Annotated in this window: 19 protein-coding genes and 2 pseudogenes; 12 read left to right on the forward strand and 9 right to left on the reverse strand. The window is 44.4% G+C overall.

Annotation, left to right across the window (positions count from 1 at the left end; translation table 11 throughout):
- Nucleotides 1-565: 565 nt before the first annotated feature.
- Both V5G28_RS00165 and cobU read right to left on the reverse strand, forming a co-directional pair.
- Entirely contained in the window at nt 566-997 is a 432-nt protein-coding gene (locus V5G28_RS00165; RefSeq protein ID WP_332986932.1) for a hypothetical protein, read from the reverse strand.
- Between the two features lie 103 nt (nt 998-1,100).
- Nucleotides 1,101-1,649 carry a bifunctional adenosylcobinamide kinase/adenosylcobinamide-phosphate guanylyltransferase gene (gene cobU / locus V5G28_RS00170; RefSeq protein ID WP_332986933.1) on the reverse strand — a complete coding sequence of 183 codons (549 nt, stop codon included), beginning with the start codon at nt 1,647-1,649 and terminating at the stop codon, nt 1,101-1,103.
- Between the two features lie 351 nt (nt 1,650-2,000).
- Here cobU and V5G28_RS00175 point away from each other — a divergent pair, with 351 nt between their 5' ends.
- From V5G28_RS00175 to hpsU, 4 genes are all read left to right on the forward strand, one after another.
- A complete protein-coding gene (locus V5G28_RS00175) occupies nt 2,001-2,774 on the forward strand; it encodes a hypothetical protein (protein WP_332986934.1) in 774 nt (257 codons plus the stop codon).
- A 328-nt stretch (nt 2,775-3,102) separates the two neighbouring features.
- Nucleotides 3,103-4,035 (forward strand): glycosyltransferase, encoded by a 933-nt coding sequence (locus V5G28_RS00180; protein ID WP_332986935.1) that lies wholly within the window; start codon nt 3,103-3,105, stop codon nt 4,033-4,035.
- A gap of 11 nt (nt 4,036-4,046) precedes the next feature.
- Complete coding sequence (locus V5G28_RS00185) at nt 4,047-4,994, forward strand: glycosyltransferase family 2 protein (protein ID WP_332986936.1); 948 nt, start codon at nt 4,047-4,049, stop codon at nt 4,992-4,994.
- Between the two features lie 86 nt (nt 4,995-5,080).
- On the forward strand, nt 5,081-5,644 hold the full coding sequence (gene hpsU, locus V5G28_RS00190) for a hormogonium polysaccharide biosynthesis acetyltransferase HpsU (RefSeq protein ID WP_332986937.1): 564 nt from the start codon (nt 5,081-5,083) through the stop codon (nt 5,642-5,644).
- Between the two features lie 496 nt (nt 5,645-6,140).
- Here the strand turns inward: hpsU and V5G28_RS00195 are convergent, their stop codons facing one another.
- Nucleotides 6,141-6,704: a CAP domain-containing protein gene (locus tag V5G28_RS00195; protein ID WP_332986938.1), complete on the reverse strand. Its 564-nt coding sequence runs from the start codon at nt 6,702-6,704 to the stop codon at nt 6,141-6,143.
- Nucleotides 6,705-6,756: 52 nt separating this feature from the next.
- A complete protein-coding gene (locus V5G28_RS00200; protein WP_332986939.1) occupies nt 6,757-7,221 on the reverse strand; it encodes an ABC transporter permease in 465 nt (154 codons plus the stop codon).
- A 120-nt stretch (nt 7,222-7,341) separates the two neighbouring features.
- On the opposite strand from V5G28_RS00200, the gene V5G28_RS00210 reads away from it, so the two are divergent.
- From V5G28_RS00210 to V5G28_RS00230, 5 genes and pseudogenes are all read left to right on the forward strand, one after another.
- Nucleotides 7,342-7,536, forward strand: a complete 195-nt coding sequence (locus V5G28_RS00210) for a hypothetical protein (protein ID WP_332986958.1) — start codon at nt 7,342-7,344, stop codon at nt 7,534-7,536.
- Nucleotides 7,537-7,774: 238 nt separating this feature from the next.
- A complete protein-coding gene (locus V5G28_RS00215) occupies nt 7,775-8,485 on the forward strand; it encodes a DUF305 domain-containing protein (protein ID WP_336229253.1) in 711 nt (236 codons plus the stop codon).
- A gap of 217 nt (nt 8,486-8,702) precedes the next feature.
- Nucleotides 8,703-9,677 (forward strand): 50S ribosomal protein L11 methyltransferase, encoded by a 975-nt coding sequence (locus tag V5G28_RS00220; protein WP_332986941.1) that lies wholly within the window; start codon nt 8,703-8,705, stop codon nt 9,675-9,677.
- A 162-nt stretch (nt 9,678-9,839) separates the two neighbouring features.
- Nucleotides 9,840-10,100 (forward strand): annotated as a pseudogene (locus tag V5G28_RS00225) (zinc ribbon domain-containing protein); the annotation flags it as partial.
- Between the two features lie 17 nt (nt 10,101-10,117).
- Nucleotides 10,118-10,327 (forward strand): annotated as a pseudogene (locus tag V5G28_RS00230) (ATP-binding protein); the annotation flags it as partial.
- A 232-nt stretch (nt 10,328-10,559) separates the two neighbouring features.
- Here V5G28_RS00230 and V5G28_RS00235 read toward each other — a convergent pair.
- Both V5G28_RS00235 and msrB read right to left on the reverse strand, forming a co-directional pair.
- Nucleotides 10,560-10,934 carry a response regulator gene (locus V5G28_RS00235; RefSeq protein WP_073633483.1) on the reverse strand — a complete coding sequence of 125 codons (375 nt, stop codon included), beginning with the start codon at nt 10,932-10,934 and terminating at the stop codon, nt 10,560-10,562.
- 362 nt (nt 10,935-11,296) lie between these two features.
- Nucleotides 11,297-11,761 (reverse strand): peptide-methionine (R)-S-oxide reductase MsrB, encoded by a 465-nt coding sequence (gene msrB, locus V5G28_RS00240; protein ID WP_442994190.1) that lies wholly within the window; start codon nt 11,759-11,761, stop codon nt 11,297-11,299.
- Nucleotides 11,762-12,445: 684 nt separating this feature from the next.
- On the opposite strand from msrB, the gene V5G28_RS00245 reads away from it, so the two are divergent.
- Nucleotides 12,446-12,649: a TOBE domain-containing protein gene (locus tag V5G28_RS00245; protein ID WP_332986957.1), complete on the forward strand. Its 204-nt coding sequence runs from the start codon at nt 12,446-12,448 to the stop codon at nt 12,647-12,649.
- A 28-nt stretch (nt 12,650-12,677) separates the two neighbouring features.
- Here the strand turns inward: V5G28_RS00245 and V5G28_RS00250 are convergent, their stop codons facing one another.
- Nucleotides 12,678-12,824, reverse strand: a complete 147-nt coding sequence (locus V5G28_RS00250) for a hypothetical protein (protein WP_332986943.1) — start codon at nt 12,822-12,824, stop codon at nt 12,678-12,680.
- A gap of 71 nt (nt 12,825-12,895) precedes the next feature.
- Nucleotides 12,896-13,165 (reverse strand): hypothetical protein, encoded by a 270-nt coding sequence (locus tag V5G28_RS00255; protein WP_332986944.1) that lies wholly within the window; start codon nt 13,163-13,165, stop codon nt 12,896-12,898.
- Between the two features lie 237 nt (nt 13,166-13,402).
- Here V5G28_RS00255 and V5G28_RS00260 point away from each other — a divergent pair, with 237 nt between their 5' ends.
- A complete protein-coding gene (locus tag V5G28_RS00260; RefSeq protein WP_073633480.1) occupies nt 13,403-14,206 on the forward strand; it encodes an SDR family NAD(P)-dependent oxidoreductase in 804 nt (267 codons plus the stop codon).
- 381 nt (nt 14,207-14,587) lie between these two features.
- Here the strand turns inward: V5G28_RS00260 and V5G28_RS00265 are convergent, their stop codons facing one another.
- Nucleotides 14,588-15,436: a hypothetical protein gene (locus tag V5G28_RS00265; RefSeq protein ID WP_332986945.1), complete on the reverse strand. Its 849-nt coding sequence runs from the start codon at nt 15,434-15,436 to the stop codon at nt 14,588-14,590.
- A gap of 414 nt (nt 15,437-15,850) precedes the next feature.
- Here V5G28_RS00265 and V5G28_RS00270 point away from each other — a divergent pair, with 414 nt between their 5' ends.
- Nucleotides 15,851-16,825 (forward strand): type I restriction endonuclease, encoded by a 975-nt coding sequence (locus V5G28_RS00270; protein ID WP_332986946.1) that lies wholly within the window; start codon nt 15,851-15,853, stop codon nt 16,823-16,825.
- Nucleotides 16,826-16,832: the final 7 nt, after the last annotated feature.

The following is a 16,832-nucleotide window of genomic DNA, read 5'->3' on the forward strand; positions in this document are numbered from 1 at the left end:
ACCTCGTAAAATTGATTTGAGTTGAATTTGTTTTTAGCTCTTAGTTGATTGCCTTTTCTTGTGTTTGGCGCTCATCTCGTTGCTTACTTTTATAAGATACGAGCAACTCACTAGTAGAGTCATTTGCGTTTTCAGACAACTTCATTACCACGTTGAGAAAAAACAGTTGTCAAATTACGAAGCGAATCATTTCCGAAAAATACATACAGCAGTAATTCAGTCGTCAAAACTCAGAATTCAGAAATCAAAAGGGCTTTCTGTCTGGGTTTTAGATCAATACGGTTCAGTTAGTGGTGTTTAGTTTTGTTAAGATCCCCCAACCCCCTTAAAAAGGGGGCTTAGTTCCCTCCTTTTTAAGGAGGGCTAGGGAGGATCAATCCTTAACTGAACTGTATTGGCTTTTAGACAAAGCGCGTTGTAGTTTATGCACGAACAATGTGCTGTAAAAGCAATACGCAAAAACCCGGTTTATTAAATAAACCGGGTTTGTGGTATACGGGATACGCTAAGACGCCAGAAAAACTATGGATCCTAGGGTTTTGGCGTGAAATTATATATTACGTATTCAACTATTTGTTGATGACAGATTATTCAAAAGGCGATCGCGAATTGCCGTCAGTTGCTCTTGGTTATTGACTGGCGATCGCGGCGGTGGTAATTCTGTATTGGGCCAGTTGGTTAAATCGAAGCAGGGACATAGCGACGGGGGCATACCCACGTTTCTCACTGGTACCGGCATACTGCAACGAGCGCATGGAGACACCTCCCAAGCAGGTGTCAGCAGTTCTGCTATGGTTTCCTGTGTTCCTTCCAGGTAGCAGTCGCCCGACTCCGGTGAAATAATTTTCCTGAAGCACTCTTCAAACTCGTCACTGTAACGGTCTCCATTAATCACCTCTCGCGGCTGTAAGGTTGCCGCACCGTTGTTAATTACAACTTTTTTACCTAGCTGGAACCAGTAAGCTAAGTATCTTTTAACGTTTTTTTCTGATGCCATATTAAAATTTTAGATTCTAAGTTCTCGTTTTTAAATCAGGAATCGTAAATAAAGTCTTAAGAAGAGTTACCAGTTGTTAAATGTTAGTTATATTCCCGTCACTCTACTCGCTTTTACTTGGCAATGGCGAACCCAGCACACTGAGATTCAGAACATGACCCCCAGTCACTAAGTAAACTTCTTGGGAAATACCTCCTAACTGACGTACTAAAGAACCTAGGCGATCGCGGAAGGTTCGACCTGTAGGATAAGCTGGCACGACACCCCAACCTGTCTCCTCCGCTACAAAAATCATGTCGGCAGCAACTAACTGTACTGTTTCTAAAAACTCTTGGACAATGTTTTGCCAAGTCAACTCGTCTTGTTCCAAGAAATTTGCTACCCAAGTGCCTAAAGAATCTACCAAATGGCAGATGTTTGGTTTCGCCTCAGCAAGAACAGCAGACAATTCATATGGCACTTCTAATGTCATCCAATCTTGAGGACGGCGTTCTTTGTGTTGTTGGATGCGTTGCTGCCATTCTTGATCATCTGAGTTTTCTACTGCCGTTGCCACATAGATAACCGCGAGTTGTGACTTTATTGCCAGAATTTCTGCCCATTCGCTTTTCCCAGAGCGCGCTGGTCCAGTCACTAATATGACTTTACTCAAAGCTGTTTACCTAGTATCTTGAATTAAGAAGGGTTGTAACTCTACCAGGCTATCAACTATTAGCTATTATTAGCTATCAGTTAGCTGACAGCTAAACGCTGAGTGCAGAAGGTTTTTTACTCTTATTTTTTTACCATAAGGCTGGCAACTTGTCGCCAAAATAACTTTTAATAGTAAGACTAGCACCAGCATCATCTGAAGGCTGAAGTGTTAAGTATGAAGTAACTATAAAGTATGAAGTATAAAGTATGAAATTATTAAGTGTGATTAATTTTTCATCTTTTGTCCTTCAACATAGCTGCCTTCATCCTTAAACACCATAAGGTACAGCACACTTTCTTTGATATTCGTATGAAAGCAGGCATAAAACGCATAGAGGCAACTCTACACGATTTAGGAAGTCGCAACACTGCTGGATCTGACGAACCGGATGGTTTGACAAAGCCATCTCTATCGTTTCGGATCAGCGTTGGGGGTGAGGAACGCTGTGCACCCAATCCTGAACCGTCCGCAGAGCAGCCTCTTACACCATCGGAACAAAATTCACCTACCCACGATACCTCTGTACAGACTTTCCCAGCACAAGATAGCGATTGCAAAGCACCAAGCTTACCTAAATTTAAAACTCCTAGCTTTACTAGCCATCGCAACGGAGCAAATCCCGCGTTGGCAATGAATTTGTTGCAAGAAATTCAGGAAAATGTTGCCTCTTGGCAAAGAGAACTGCAAAAAATCGTCCGGCAGATTCAAGATATATATTTAGAAGGACCAATTGTCAATGGCTGGCTAGAGTCCCACGAACACCAACGAGAACCAGGAGGAACCGCAACACTGCGCCATGCGGAAGTTGACCGCCTCATGGACTATGTAGAAGAAGTTTGCGCGACTGATGATAGCATTTCCTGCGAATCGCCCCGTGCTGGGTATCGTCTGTGTGGTTTGGATGCTTCTGGTAAAGTGTGGTCACGTCCGTGTCCAGCAGAACAAGTTGCAAGCGTGAGTATGGCAATTGCGCGTTACCAAAAGTTGCGCCAACTGTTGGGGCGAAAGCAACATCTAGAAACCCGTCTGACTCAATTGGCAGAAAGTCTTGTGATTTTGCACGGTCATATTCAATCGCAGTGAAATTTGACTCACAAAGAACACAGAACTCAGGAGTCAGAATCGAGAAGGTTTCTTTTGCACTTGGTAGTTTATTCATTAATTTTGATATGTTGTAGGGGTCAGATCCCCGACTTCGTAAAAGTTGTCGGGGATCTTGTAACCCCAGAAGTCACGCATTCGCATTTAGGAGAAATTTAAAGGAAAAAACTAGGTTGGTGAGTCGGAAATTTTTGGGAGAGATTAGCAACGGCAGCAGGCTAAAGTTGGACTTTATCATGGGTATGTGGTTAAAGGTTACTAAAAGAACCAACAACTCGCAACCAACATCCAAAAACCAAACTGAAAGCTTATGCCAAATACGCAAATCTCTGCCATAATTTGCACTCACAATCGAGATACTTATCTAGGCGCTGCTATAGATAGCCTTTTGGCGCAGGATTTTGTTGGTGAGTTTGAAGTCGTGGTGGTGGATAATGGATCGAGCGATCGCACTCGCGAAGTCGTAGAACACAGAAGCCACAATCCTCGCCTCAAGTATGTTTTTGAACCTGTCATTGGTTTATCAGTTGCCCGCAACACTGGCGCGAGAGTTGCGAGTTCTGAAATTTTGGCATATCTTGATGACGATGCAGAGGCAAACTCCCACTGGCTACAGGTTTTGTACTCAGCTTATCAAGAGAACCCGAAACTGGCGATCGCCGGTGGCAAAGTGACTCTATTATGGCCTGAAGGAACCCAACCCCCACGTTGGCTATCAACTGGATTATCTGCCAATCTGGGGGCATACGACTTGGGCGACGCTATTGTCTACATTGACAACCCAGGACAAACCCCCAGAGGCTTGAACTACTCCATACGCCGCAGTTTTCTTGAAGAAATAGGGGGTTTTGATACTCATCTGGGTCGAGTTGGGACAAAATTATTATCAAACGAAGAACTGCAAATGACCGAACTTGCCCTTCAACGGGGAATGCAAGTTGCTTATCTTCCCAACGCCCTTGTCGCTCACAATGTCGCCCCAGAACGCCTCAAGCGCTCCTGGTTTTTCAACCGAGGTTGGTGGCAAGGTATTAGTGAGTGTTATCGGGAACAACTTGCTGGCAAAGCTGGTTTAGGACAATTGCAGCGTGGGAGCGAGCGGTTTCTGCGGGGTTTGTATAAAACACTACAATATTTTCATGACCCAGCAGAACGATTTGATAAAATTGTCTATGCATATGGTCAAATCGGTTACTTAAATGCTGCTATTCAGGGTCTTCTGGGCAAAACTAAGAAAGAATAACGAATAATTATATGCCTTCCAAATTACCAGTTTCCGTACTGATTCCGGCAAAAAACGAACAAGCAAACTTGCCTGCCTGTCTCGCAAGCGTCACTAGAGCTGATGAAGTGTTTATTGTAGATTCTCAAAGTAGTGACAAAAGCGTCGAAATCGGTCAAAGTTACGGCGCAAATGTTGTCCAATTCCACTTTAATGGACGCTGGCCCAAAAAGAAAAATTGGTCTTTAGAAAACTTACCTTTCCGCAACGAATGGGTGTTAATTGTTGATTGCGATGAGCGCATCACGCCGGAACTGTGGGATGAAATTGCCCAAGCAATTCAAAATCCCGAATACAATGGTTATTATCTCAACCGTCGAGTCTTTTTCTTAGGGACATGGATTCGCCACGGTGGTAAATATCCGGATTGGAATTTGCGTTTATTCAAGCACAAACAAGGTCGCTACGAAAACCTTAACACTGAGGAGATTCCCAACACTGGTGATAATGAAGTTCATGAACACGTTATCTTAGATGGGAAAGCTGGATATCTGAAAAATGATATGATACATGAGGATTTCCGTGACCTTTATCATTGGATAGAACGACATAACCGTTATTCCAATTGGGAAGCTCGTGTTTATCTCAATTTGCTTACAGATAAAGATAAAGATGACAGCGGTACTATTGGCGCAAATCTCTTCGGTGATGCCGTACAACGCAAGCGCTTTTTGAAAAAAGTGTGGGTGCGATTGCCATTTAAACCATTTTTGCGGTTTGTTTTGTTTTACATTATTCAGCGTGGTTTTTTGGATGGTAAGGCTGGGTATATTTATGCACGCCTTCTCAGTCAATATGAGTATCAAATTGGTGTCAAACTTTACGAATTACGCAAGTATGGCGGTCAGTTAAATACCACCTCCACCCCCGTTGCTGAACAACCATCCGTCCCTCAAGAAGTAGGGCAAACGGTGCTTTAGAAGTGCAGTAGGGGAAGCAGGGGAAGCAGGGAAAGCAATGACTAATGACTAATGACTAATGACTAATGACTAATGACTAATGACTAATGACTAATGACGAACCTTTTGTAGATTTACGTAAATATGACCAATCCTGGTTTGACCGAGGACGCCCGAGTTGGTATATTTTGTTATGGTGGTTTGTACAGGCGATCGCCTTTCCCCTGACTCCTCACCCATTCAATCATCTACGCTGCGCCCTGCTGCGGCTATTTGGTGCTTCTATTGGCAAAGGTGTATTAATTCGACCGACTGCCCGCTTCACCTACCCTTGGAAAGTCACAATTGGTGATTACAGTTGGATTGGAGATGATGTCGTTTTATACAGCCTTGACCACATCCATATCGGTGAACACTGCGTTATTTCTCAAAAGAGTTACCTGTGTACTGGTAGCCATGACATCCAAGACGCAGCCTTTGGGTTGAAAACAGCAAGTATTACCATTGGCAATGGGGCATGGATTGCCGCAGATTGCTTCATTGGATCAGGAGTGAAAATAGGGGCTAATGCCGTAATTGGCGTTCGCAGTAGTGTTTTTAGTGACATACCCTCTGGGCAAGTTTGCTGGGGAAATCCCTGCATTCCCCGGTATCCAAGGAAGAGAGAGTGATTGGTCTACAAAGCTGCGAAAAACTTCTCATTGGATTTTTTCACCTTGCATATCCAGTCTTTATGTAAATTCAAAATTTCTGTTGATATTTGTCATCACGACCCAACAAGTAGTGTGCTAGCAGAATTCCGCTAGATCCAGCACCTACGATGACAACTTTCTTGACCATTTTTCCTGCATCCCTGTGGCGTCATATCATGTCCGGCTAATTAGTTATGATTTCCACGTTAATTGCACCCCACCCCGCGCCGCCCCTCCCCCTCCGGGTATGCCTAGTGGGTACGGCCACGGCTATCGCCTGTACCGTGCGTCCTCCGGAGGACGCACGGCACGTCTGACGACGAACGCCAGTTGCCTCTGTTGGGAAACAAGGACTGCAGCACTGGTCTCACCGCAAGCGGTCTGGGGAGGTGAAGCGCAGCTTTACCGGGGTGGGGTTATTCGGGTAATGATAAGTATTTAACCGGACTTGATATCAGACATTTCTAAAATATCACTAACGCCGCAAAAACAACTGTGTAATGTAGTAAGTGTTGCCAGTTCGCCAAACTCCTACACCAGTCTCCCGAAAAACAGGACGCAGAATATTCTCGCGATGTCCTGGGCTTTTCATCCAGCCCTCCACCGCTGCTGGTACAGGTTGAGGAATATTCGTACTTGTGAATAGATTCTCACCCACCACCCAGTAAGAAATGCCCCCAGCCTGTACTCGCTTGTCAAGCGTACTCCCATCTGCCCCGGTGTGGCTAAAGAAGTTTTGTGCAGCCATCTGCCGACTGTATCTCCGGGCAACCTGTGCTAGCTTGTCGTTGTTTTGTAAGGGTTTCAGTTTGTATTTAACACGCTCTTTGTTAATACCTTGCCTAACTGCTGCCTCAATTTTGGTAGTTGCGGGAGTTTGTGCAAGAACTGGGGGCTTTTGAGGTTTGCCTGTTGGGAATTGAGGCAAAGGTGGCAAATATTCAATAGCTTGCTCGCACCCTGTTGTCAGGAGTGCGAGCAGTAGTATTGGGAAAACAAAAACTATGCGGGGTAATTTACATTGATATTTCTGACTCATATTAGATTTCAAAGAAGCGCTTTGTAAGGAAAAAAGTACTTATAACTCGACTTTAGCCAATTAAAGCGCTTCTCATTTGGATGCAACATACTCTCAGTGGTTCATCCAATAGTAAGAGTTTAGGTTGTGCAGCCAACAGCAAGGTCGCTGGCAACTCCTTAATTGCTGTGAGAAACACCAGCGCTGCTCCACCCAGCACCCCCGGACTCAGGAGCGGTAACGTAATTTCTCTGAAAGTTTGCCAAGGGGTTCTGCCCAAACTCCGGGCAGATTCTTCTAATTGGGGATTGACCTGAAGCAGCGAACTCCGCACAGTGCCTACAGACTGGGAAACAAATAACACTAAATAAGCAAAAACTAGCATTGGCAAAGTCTGATACAACCAAGGCAGGTAATTTGCTCCCCAAAATACGAGTGACAAGGCAACTACAATTCCAGGTAAGCCAAAGCCGATGTAGCTTGTGCGCTCAATGGCAGTCGTGATGCGACTAGGAAACCGCACTGAGAGGATTGCCACTGGCAGAGCGCAGAGGGTGGATATGATCGCTGCGTAGGGAGAGCCAGGGTTCGCCCTTCGGTTGCTACAGCTCCCAATGAACCAGCATCTTGAGCGTAAAACACATCAGCGCGGCTATTTTTGCCTTCTTCAATTAGGGCGATCGCTATACATCCAATTATGGGGCGTATACCATTTTTTTTATACCCATTTTTCTTAAGCAAGACTATCAAAGATGGCGGTTTGCAATTGAGTGCAATCCACCCTGGTTATTTAATCGAAGACAGCGATTACTACGAACTTGTACTTCATCTAAATGAGAAATTCTATAAATAGCTCTTGGCTTTACCTTAAAGAAATATACACACTAACACATCTGAACTAATTAGGTAGCAATAATTTATGGCTAATGGAGTACAACAATTTCATCCAAATTTCATCTGGCTTTAAAATACTAAACATTTAGTGCAGTTCTTGCCCTAATAGTCAGCTACTTTGACAGAACATGACGGTTGACACTCCAGCTGACTGGAGAGTTCATAATAGCAGAAGAAAACTTCTTGGTAAGTCTTAGATGAATGTCAAGTCTATGCAACCTATTTCTTGGAAAACTGGGTTTTTTACATTTGTAGCGATCGCATCCCTTACAGCCTGTTCTACAACTGGTTCCCAAAACCAAACCCAAGCCCCAAACGCCACTGCAACTGAGGCGAGTGACAAGCAGCAGATGAACCATGGTGGTGGTATGCATCATGATAGTGGCATGAATCACAACATGGCAATGGATTTAGGTCCAGCTGATGCTGACTACGATTTGCGGTTTATTGATGCGATGACTCCGCACCATGAAGGTGCTGTGGAGATGGCAAAAGAGGCTCAGCAGAAATCAAAACGTCCTGAAATCAAAAACTTGGCTTCAGAAATCATTAAAGCTCAAAACAAAGAAATCGCTGAGTTGAAACAGTGGCGCACTGCATGGTATCCTAAAGCACCTAGTACACCAACGGCTTGGCATGCTCAGATGAATCACACGATGGCAATGTCTCCTGAGCAGTCTAAAGCTATGCGAATGGACATGGACTTAGGGGCGGCTGATGCCGAGTTTGACTTGCGCTTCATTAATGCAATGATTCCCCACCATGAAGGAGCGGTCACAATGGCGCAAGATGCATTGAGTAAGTCTAAGCGCCCTGAAATCAAGAAACTGGCTCAAAATATTATCAGTTCTCAACAGAAAGAAATTGAACAAATGAAGCAGTGGCGACAAGCTTGGTACAAAAAGTAAGCAAGAGCAACCAGTACAGCTGAGTTTCCGTCTAAAGGCTTTTTCAATCTATAAAAGCATGAGCCGCCGGAGTCAGCAACGCACCTGCTAGAACAGCAATACTGATTACCCTGTAGAGGGGAACTGGTAGGATGAAGAGGCTGTCTGCCATCGGTATGCTTCACCGTGCAGTCAGTGTTTATTTTACAGCAATGCAGCTACGCTAGAGGAAGAAAATATGCCGTGGATAGAGTTGAGCCTCAATACAACACACGAGGCTATTGATTGGGTGTGTACGCTGCTTGCTGAGACTATCGATATTAATGATATTAATATCATAGAATATGGCGAGCCTAACCTCCCTCACCCAGTAGATCAGGATGTCGCACACCCCCGGTGGACATTCACGATTCACTTATATCTACCCTACGATACTCAGTCGAGGGCACGTGTAGAAAAAATCGTTAATCTGCTCTCGCCTTTGCACCGTACTGGACTAGCGACTGAGATACAGACTACTGTGGTTGAGGAGAGACCCACAGAGGCAGACGGGCTCAACTCCAGAGTTCATAGGATTGGGAAGCGGTTTATTGTGCTTACTCCTGATGCACCTTATCAATCCCAGACAGCAGACGAAGTCACCTTGAGACTGAAGACAACCCTCTCCTTTGGCAGCGGTTTACACCCAGTAACCATTCTCACCCTTCAACTGCTTGAGCGCTACATAGCCCCCGGGATGAATGTCCTTGACCTTGGATCAGGTTCAGGTATTTTGAGTGTTGCGATGGCAAAGCTTGGGGCAAATGTCTTAGCGCTGGATAACGATAGTATGGCTGTACAAGCCACCCAGGACGCGGTGTGTCGTAACGGGGTAGAACAGCAGGTAAAGGTCATGAAAGGCAGCCTGGGATGTGGAAGCAACTTGGGACATTGGATGGGCGGAGACACCATCGACAATGTGCCAACAATCCAGCCTAGAAAGGCTTTTGACCTCATCGTCGCGAATATTTTGGCACGGATACATATTGCTCTGGCTGATGACTTCCAGCGCGCGCTGCGTCAAACTGATGCACACGCCGGAGTGCTGATTACATCTGGTTTTACCGCCGATCATGAGGACAATGTTGACACGGCTCTAACAGAGGCAGGATTCAAGGTCGTTGATTGTGAACAATTAGACGAGTGGGTCGGATTTGCCCATCGCCTTGTATAGCAGTCAACGTTCTATCACAACAACTCCAAGTCACCAGCTTTATCTGGCTCGACGACAACTGTGAAGGAGCACGAAGACACCCACCATCCAGAATCTTAGCTAGAGCGGAAGAAGCCCCACATCCTACAAAGCCGTTCGCGAAGCGTGCGCCTTTGGCGCATAAATGCTGGTTTGCTAGTAATAGCTGTGAATCCCAAGAACACGTCACAAGATTGCTCTAGCTGTGGCATAAAAGTTCCTAAAAAGTTGTATGAACGTTGGCATTCTTGTCAGTGTGGTTGTTCGCTAGATCGTGACCATAATGCAGCGATAAATATAAGAAAAAGAGCGGAGGGGCATCCCGTTCTTAAAGCTCAGTTAATGTCCGACGGGATACCGGGAGTCACTCTTGAGCCTACACTGTACTGTACTCAGTCAGTGTAGGAGTATGTCACGAGGCTCGCTCTCGTAGCACTGGCGGTTCTGGACTAGGGTTGGCGATTTCTTTGGCAATTGTTCAAGCACACCATGGTAGCTTAAATGTGCAAAGTGAATTAGGTAAAGGTAGCACTTTTACTGTTCAATTGCCCTTCGATATCACCGAGTTTGAAGGTGTTCGCTCTATCTACCCATTTCAATGGCTGTATCATTCCCTACGTAAATTAAAGTAAATGTTTCTGACTAACTATGCTACATATCAGTTAGGCTGCTACATTTTCTTTTGCGCTTATTTCATAAAACTAAATAGTTCTTTTGTTGTCATCTGCCATAGGTAGGTTAAATTCACACTTGTAAATATTCTTAACAATTGTTTCCGAAAAATTGTTAAGAATAGATAAAATTTTATTATAAAAATTATCCTAAAAAAAAGCACAGCCTACACACTGCGCTGGTTCATTGTTTTTAGCTCCAACAAGCGTTAATTCTTGCCAGTAATCTATCAAGATTGATCGGCTTGCGGATAAAATCATTAGACCCTATATCTAGTTCTTTGCTGACACTAGCCTCTTCACAACCAGTAACGAGCAAAATGGGAATAAAGGGTAACTTATCATTCTGGCGGATACACCGGGTTAACTCATAACCGTTCATCCCAGGCATCATGACATCTAGTAACACTAAATCAGGTGGTGAAGCCTCTATCTTAGCCAAAGCTAAATTGCCATTGGTTGCGGTATCAACGTCAAAGCCCTCTGCTTCTAGAGCAGTTTGAAGCAAAGATACATTAAGCGCAAAATCATCCACAACCAATATTCGACGACGTTCAGAAGACTGCATAGATGCAAATCCTTATGCATGAAGTAAGAGGGACAAAAATTGGGTATTTTTACTCAAATGTTTTTATCTTTACATAAAGTCTTAACATATAAATCTATTTTTAGATAGATGACGTTTGATTGGAATGACAAAATTAATGCGGCAATACGGATTAAGTTCCGATACTGCCGCATCTATGACTTTAGCTTAATCGGGCTTAGTTGCCCCACGTCTGACCCGCTAGATATTGTGCAGCATAGCCTTACCGAAAGAAAACCGTTGGCTTTTGCCGTTAAGATCAACTGTTCAAATTCCGTGCGATGGCACGAAGTGCCCACCTAAGCGCAAAGCGCACGCACTCGCGTTCGGCGATCGCTTCGATATCAATCTGGAATAAACTTAAGAGAGACACCGTTTATGCAGTAGCGTTTGCCAGTGGGTGCAGGACCGTCGTCAAACACATGACCTAGATGCCCTTTGCAGCGACTGCAATGCACTTCCACTCTGGTCATAAATAATGACTTGTCTACGGTTGTGCCAATTGCACCTTCAATTGGGTGAAAGAAACTAGGCCAGCCAGTACCACTGTCAAATTTTGTTCCAGATGTAAATAATGGCTGTCCGCACCCAGCACACACATAAGTGCCTTTAGCATACTGCTTATTAAGTGGGCTAGTGTGAGGACGTTCTGTCGCATGTTGACGCAGCACACAAAACTGTTCCGGCGTTAACTCTTCGCGCCACTCTTCTTCTTTTTTGTTGATTTCAGACTCTCTATTTGAAGTTGCCATAATTCTTGAAGTTCCTGTTAAATAGCGTGATAAATATGTTCGAGTGCTGTTGGTCAGTTGCTGATGAAGTTTGTGATTAAGTCATTAAAGGATGACATATCCTATTTACTAGAATCAACGTCCCTAAACTAACCCTGATAAACTCCTTCAAATTAGCTCAGAAAGGCTGCTAGGTCTTCTGAAAATATGTATTTGACCTCCAGACTGGGAAGTGACTCATTTAGGATTCAACTTAGCCATTACCGTGCTGCTGACCTTATAGTTTTTATTCTACCTATTTACCAACAATACTGGTAAATAGCTGATTTACCTGGTAAAATTCTCAACAATATTAATTTTGACATAAAACCAACAGGATTTTTATTGCAGATATCACGAAAAAAGATTCGGTATACACTAATGAGGGGATTAATCAAGATTATTTCACTTCAATATCGGAAAAGCATCCTACCTAAAGGTGATAAAGACACAAAAGGTAGTTGATAGTATTAGTAAATCAAAAAACAACCAGGGAGTGTCAAACAGTGAACAGTGAACAGTGACCAGTGACCAGTTAATCCCCATCAATCTTCTTGAGGGGCTTTGTATAAGGACGCCGTATTTCTCGTACTACGTATCTCGTTTGGACATTTTTCTGCATACTTCCATGTTTAAAAAACAGGGGCTTGTACCAAACAAGATTTTTACTGCGCTTCCTTGGTAACTCGGCACTGCGGGTACTGATTCGGTCAGAATACGGAAATTAGTGCTCGTAATGCTTTCAAAGGCACTATCAAAAAAATTATCACAGGAGCTGTTAACGACGAAGTCAGCATAGAAATTGCGCCAGGAGTAGAGGTCACTGCAGTCATCACAAAAACTTCAGCAGAAACGCTAGGACTCCAAGAAGGAAAACAAGCTTACGCTATCATCAAAGCTTCAGATGTGATCGTTTCCGTTGATTAGGTGATTGTTTTTGTGCCGTCAAGCTTACCTAATAAAGTGGAACCCCAGCACCAAAACTTAGTCCCTGCAAATCTCCTTTAAAAATTCCGTAGGTTGTCCACAAACGAAAGCTGTTGTACCGTACAACAGCTTTCGTTGGTGTACCGTAGACTTGCAAGGCGATTCCCTTCAGCAAAATTGCGATCGCTGCTGATTATGGCGTCAGTATAAGCGTACGATGTAATCAGATTCCATCTTGGTAAAATTTCACCGATGACATCCCCGTACACCGCGACTGCGTTGCTCTGCTGTTTGAACAGAAAATGTTTGGTGTTGAGGCTCGGCAGTTAAAACATTTGTTTTGGTGATTTCATAAAGTGTGATAGTTGAGGAAATACGACCACCAAACCAGTCTTTTTTCACCCCTACTTCATACCAGGAGAAACGCATCTTAGTGCCTGGAAAGGCTAATCTTTTAGAGGAGAGTTGGCTAGTGATTGCCAAAGTATCCTCAAACACGCAATAGCTATCCTTCATTGGGAAGAGGCAATCGCGCTTTTGCCTCTCTAGGATTGTAAGCGTTTATTGCCCGCAATCCACGCAAACCGTCAGGTATTGAAAGACTTGCAAGCCATAAGACATCTGGTGAAAAACAATGTAGAGACGCTTCAAACAGCGCGTCTCTACAAGGATTGTAAACAACGCAAAATTAATTTCTGGAGATGTCTATAGCATTCCAAGCGTGGAATCATCATATTAGGAGTTTAGACGGTTATGAACAGTTCGTTGACCCGACCCCTGGCTGTTGTAACGGGTGCCTCTAATGGCATCGGCTACGAACTCGCCAAACAGTTCGCCCAAAATGGCTTTGATCTGGTTGTCACAGCTACTGGATCAAGCATCAACGAAGCGGCTCAAGCCTTCCTTGAATTAGGTGCCAAGGTAGAAACAGTGCAGTCGGATCTCGCCACTTATGAGGGAGTCGAGGCGCTTTACAACAAGATTAAGGCAACTAACCGACCAGTAGATGCGATCGCTATCAACGCGGGTGTCGGTGTCGGTGGTGACTTTGCACGCGAAACTGACCTGAAGGACGAACTTAATCTCATCAACTTGAACGTCGTATCCACTGTCCATCTCGCCAAGCGGGTGGTGAAGGACATGGTTGAGCGCGGCAAGGGTCGAATCCTCTTCACCTCGTCCATCGCCGCCCTGATGCCCGGTCCGTTCGAGGCAGTCTACGCGGCTTCCAAGGCATTTGTGCATTCTTTCTCAGAAGGACTACGCAACGAGTTGAAGGACACAGGCGTCACCGTCACCGCACTCATGCCTGGACCGACTGATACCAACTTCTTCCACCGCGCAGGTATGGACGACACCAACGTGGGCGCGAGCAAGAAGGATGACCCGGCTGATGTCGCAAAGCAGGGTTTTGAGGCACTGATGGCAGGCAAGGACGATGTCATTGCTGGCTCAGTCAAGACGAAGTTGCAGGGTAGCGTGAGCAAAATCTTGCCTGATACCGTCAATGCTGAACTGCACCGCCAGCTCAGTGAGCCAGGGTCAGCTAATAAGTAATCTGCTTTGAAGCTGCTGGATTAGCCGCACGTGGAAAACCAACTGGCACAAGGCATTGCGTAGTATTGAGGGTAGATTACAGAATCCCCGCGTCTAAAGACCCGGGGAGTGTCATAACATACCAGCTATGTTGGTAAAAATCAAGTCAACTATGTTTAAGCTTTGCAGAGAATAAGACTAATTTGAGCAGTAGAATTGTTTATTTGGTATTGATGAGTAGGTACCAGCCTGCAAGCTTACTCCTCGCCGCGATCGCCGTACTCGGCGGGGCTTTGCCCATCGCCCATACCTCCTTGGGCGGGCACTTCAGTTGCGCCATCGCCCCCATCGGCGGGGCTCTTGGGAAAGCGGACACGCACTCAAAGAACGCCCATCGCCTCGCTATTGGTCCATAGAATCCAGCAAATCTGCTATTTCGTTTGGTTGGAACCACACTAAGCCAAGTTTCTTCAAGTCTTCTGTGTAATAGAAGCTGATTCCACAGATATCTACAATTCTGGCTTCTAGGGCGAGAGTAATATCATCTATACACTCATCGATTCGACATACAGGTTGATCAAAGTTGGCGATATGAGCAATCAATTGAATTCTGTCTGCAGAAAAACCGTCAACTGCAGCAGGTAACAGTAGAAGAGGAAAACTTCTTTCTAGCCAAGGGTTGCGTTTAATCAGACCTTTAAGAAGGTAAATAAAATAAGCTGCAATCTGATGATTTGTCATTTCACCAGACTGAACTCTGCGACGTGAAATTGCAAGCAGGTTGGAGAAGAATGGTACTTGCAACTGCTTGTGTAACAATCGATAGGGATTTTTCAAGCTCTGTGGAGCTCTACAGTACAAGTGCGGATTTTCTAGTTGATATTTTGCCAAGACTTGCCGTGCTAGCCGGGAAAGATACATTTTGTCGCCATCACAGCTAAAATCAGCGCCGAGTTTGCAATTATTTTGTATCAGGATTTGTGCTGCCCAAATCAAGCTTTGCTGTTCTAATTCCTTAACAACTTGTTGTGCATCAATATCAGGGGTATTTGTCCGAATGAACCACAAGACAGACTCTTTATACAACTGGTGTGAGGTTTCACAAGCCACATATCCGGCTGACTCATTGGAGCGTAAAACCTCTAGCCATTCAGCCATTAATTGGTATAAGACAGCTTTGTTATGAGTTTGAATTGCCTTGACCAACTGCCAAACAGCAGCTTGTTCTTGTGTGGTCCATCTTTGTGGCATACTAATTTCATCCATCCTCTGAATGCAGCCAGTGTTTCGTTTTGGAATTGCAAGCGCTCAAAGACTACTGTGTAGCATAAGAAGGATCACTGTCTTTGTAGTTACTTGTATATTACCAATTAAGTTGGGACAAATGTGATTTTGTAAGGATTTCGGAAAAATTCAAAAGTTAAAAAAATCAATTTTTAAGATCATTTCACAACACTTCATTTGCAATATGTTAGGCTGTGTTACCAACAATATTGGTATAAAGCAGCGATTGATACAGTTTTGGCAACCGATTTAAGCTTTGATGGTTTTGGGGGAATGGTATGTCCTGTTTGGGGTATGCCAAGCAATGCCTGTAAATCTTCAATTGATTTGGTACGTTAGGCGCAAGCTCTGCAGTCACTAAAAACTACGTCTCTTGCTCTGATGAATTTAGGATTGTCAAGAATAGCAACTGTCAAAGCGAGCCGTCTTCCTAAAAGCCTTCGCCGGCACTTTGACATCAAACCTTTACCTGTAGCGCTAGATTTGCTCACCGCCTTTGAGGTCATTGGTTACACTGTCCTTTTGGAATCAGATATTAACATAGGTAGACACAAGGCACAAGGTTGTCTTGATACCAAGGTGGTTTTGGGCGATTGGGCGCAAGCCAGCACTCTCTTGAGCGATTGGGCACGAGGGCACTGGCACCTGTGCGATCGCCTATACAATGCCTTGAAGCAGATTAACCCCAAAGTGCCAACTGTTGCGATTGAAACAGCTATCTCTGGGGTGACTTTCACCCAAAGTTCTAACCTGTTTGAAAATAACCGTCTTTTTCATCAACACCTGACACAAGGAGTTGATGTTGCGTACCAAGAAAATCACCAAACAGTTTATGAAAAAGTTTCGCTGGTTGATGCGTCTAATTTGCTCAACAATGACTGGTTAGTTATTCATCCTTTAACCCTGATTGAGGGAAGTTCCACTCACTGTCTGGATGTGATTGTCTTCATCAACGGGTTCCCATTAGCAGTCATTATCTGTACCGATCCTCAGGACAAAAACGCTACCCTCAAAAAAGCGTATCAGCAACTTCAGTTTTACAAACAACAAATTCCAACCCTGTTTTCCTACAATGCATTCCTGATTATTGCCAACCGAAATCAAGCACGAGTTGGCACTTTAACTTCTGAGTGGGAAGAGTTTCTGCCTTGGCGCACGATTGATAACGAAGACTTTCCGCATCAAGGAGAAACAGAACTAGAAGTGCTGATTCAAGGGATTTTTGACAAACGGCGTTTTCTAGAGTTGATAAACCACTTCATGGTATTTGAGAACAACGGAGTCAGTATCAGCAAACAGTTGCTTTGTCGCCCTTTTTGTACAACGCCATACCCAAAAACAAGCTGTCATTCTTAAGCAAGCA

Origin of the sequence: Scytonema sp. PRP1 (genome assembly GCF_036697665.2) — a bacterium.
GTDB classification, from domain to species: Bacteria; Cyanobacteriota; Cyanobacteriia; order Cyanobacteriales; family Nostocaceae; genus Kalymmatonema; species Kalymmatonema gypsitolerans.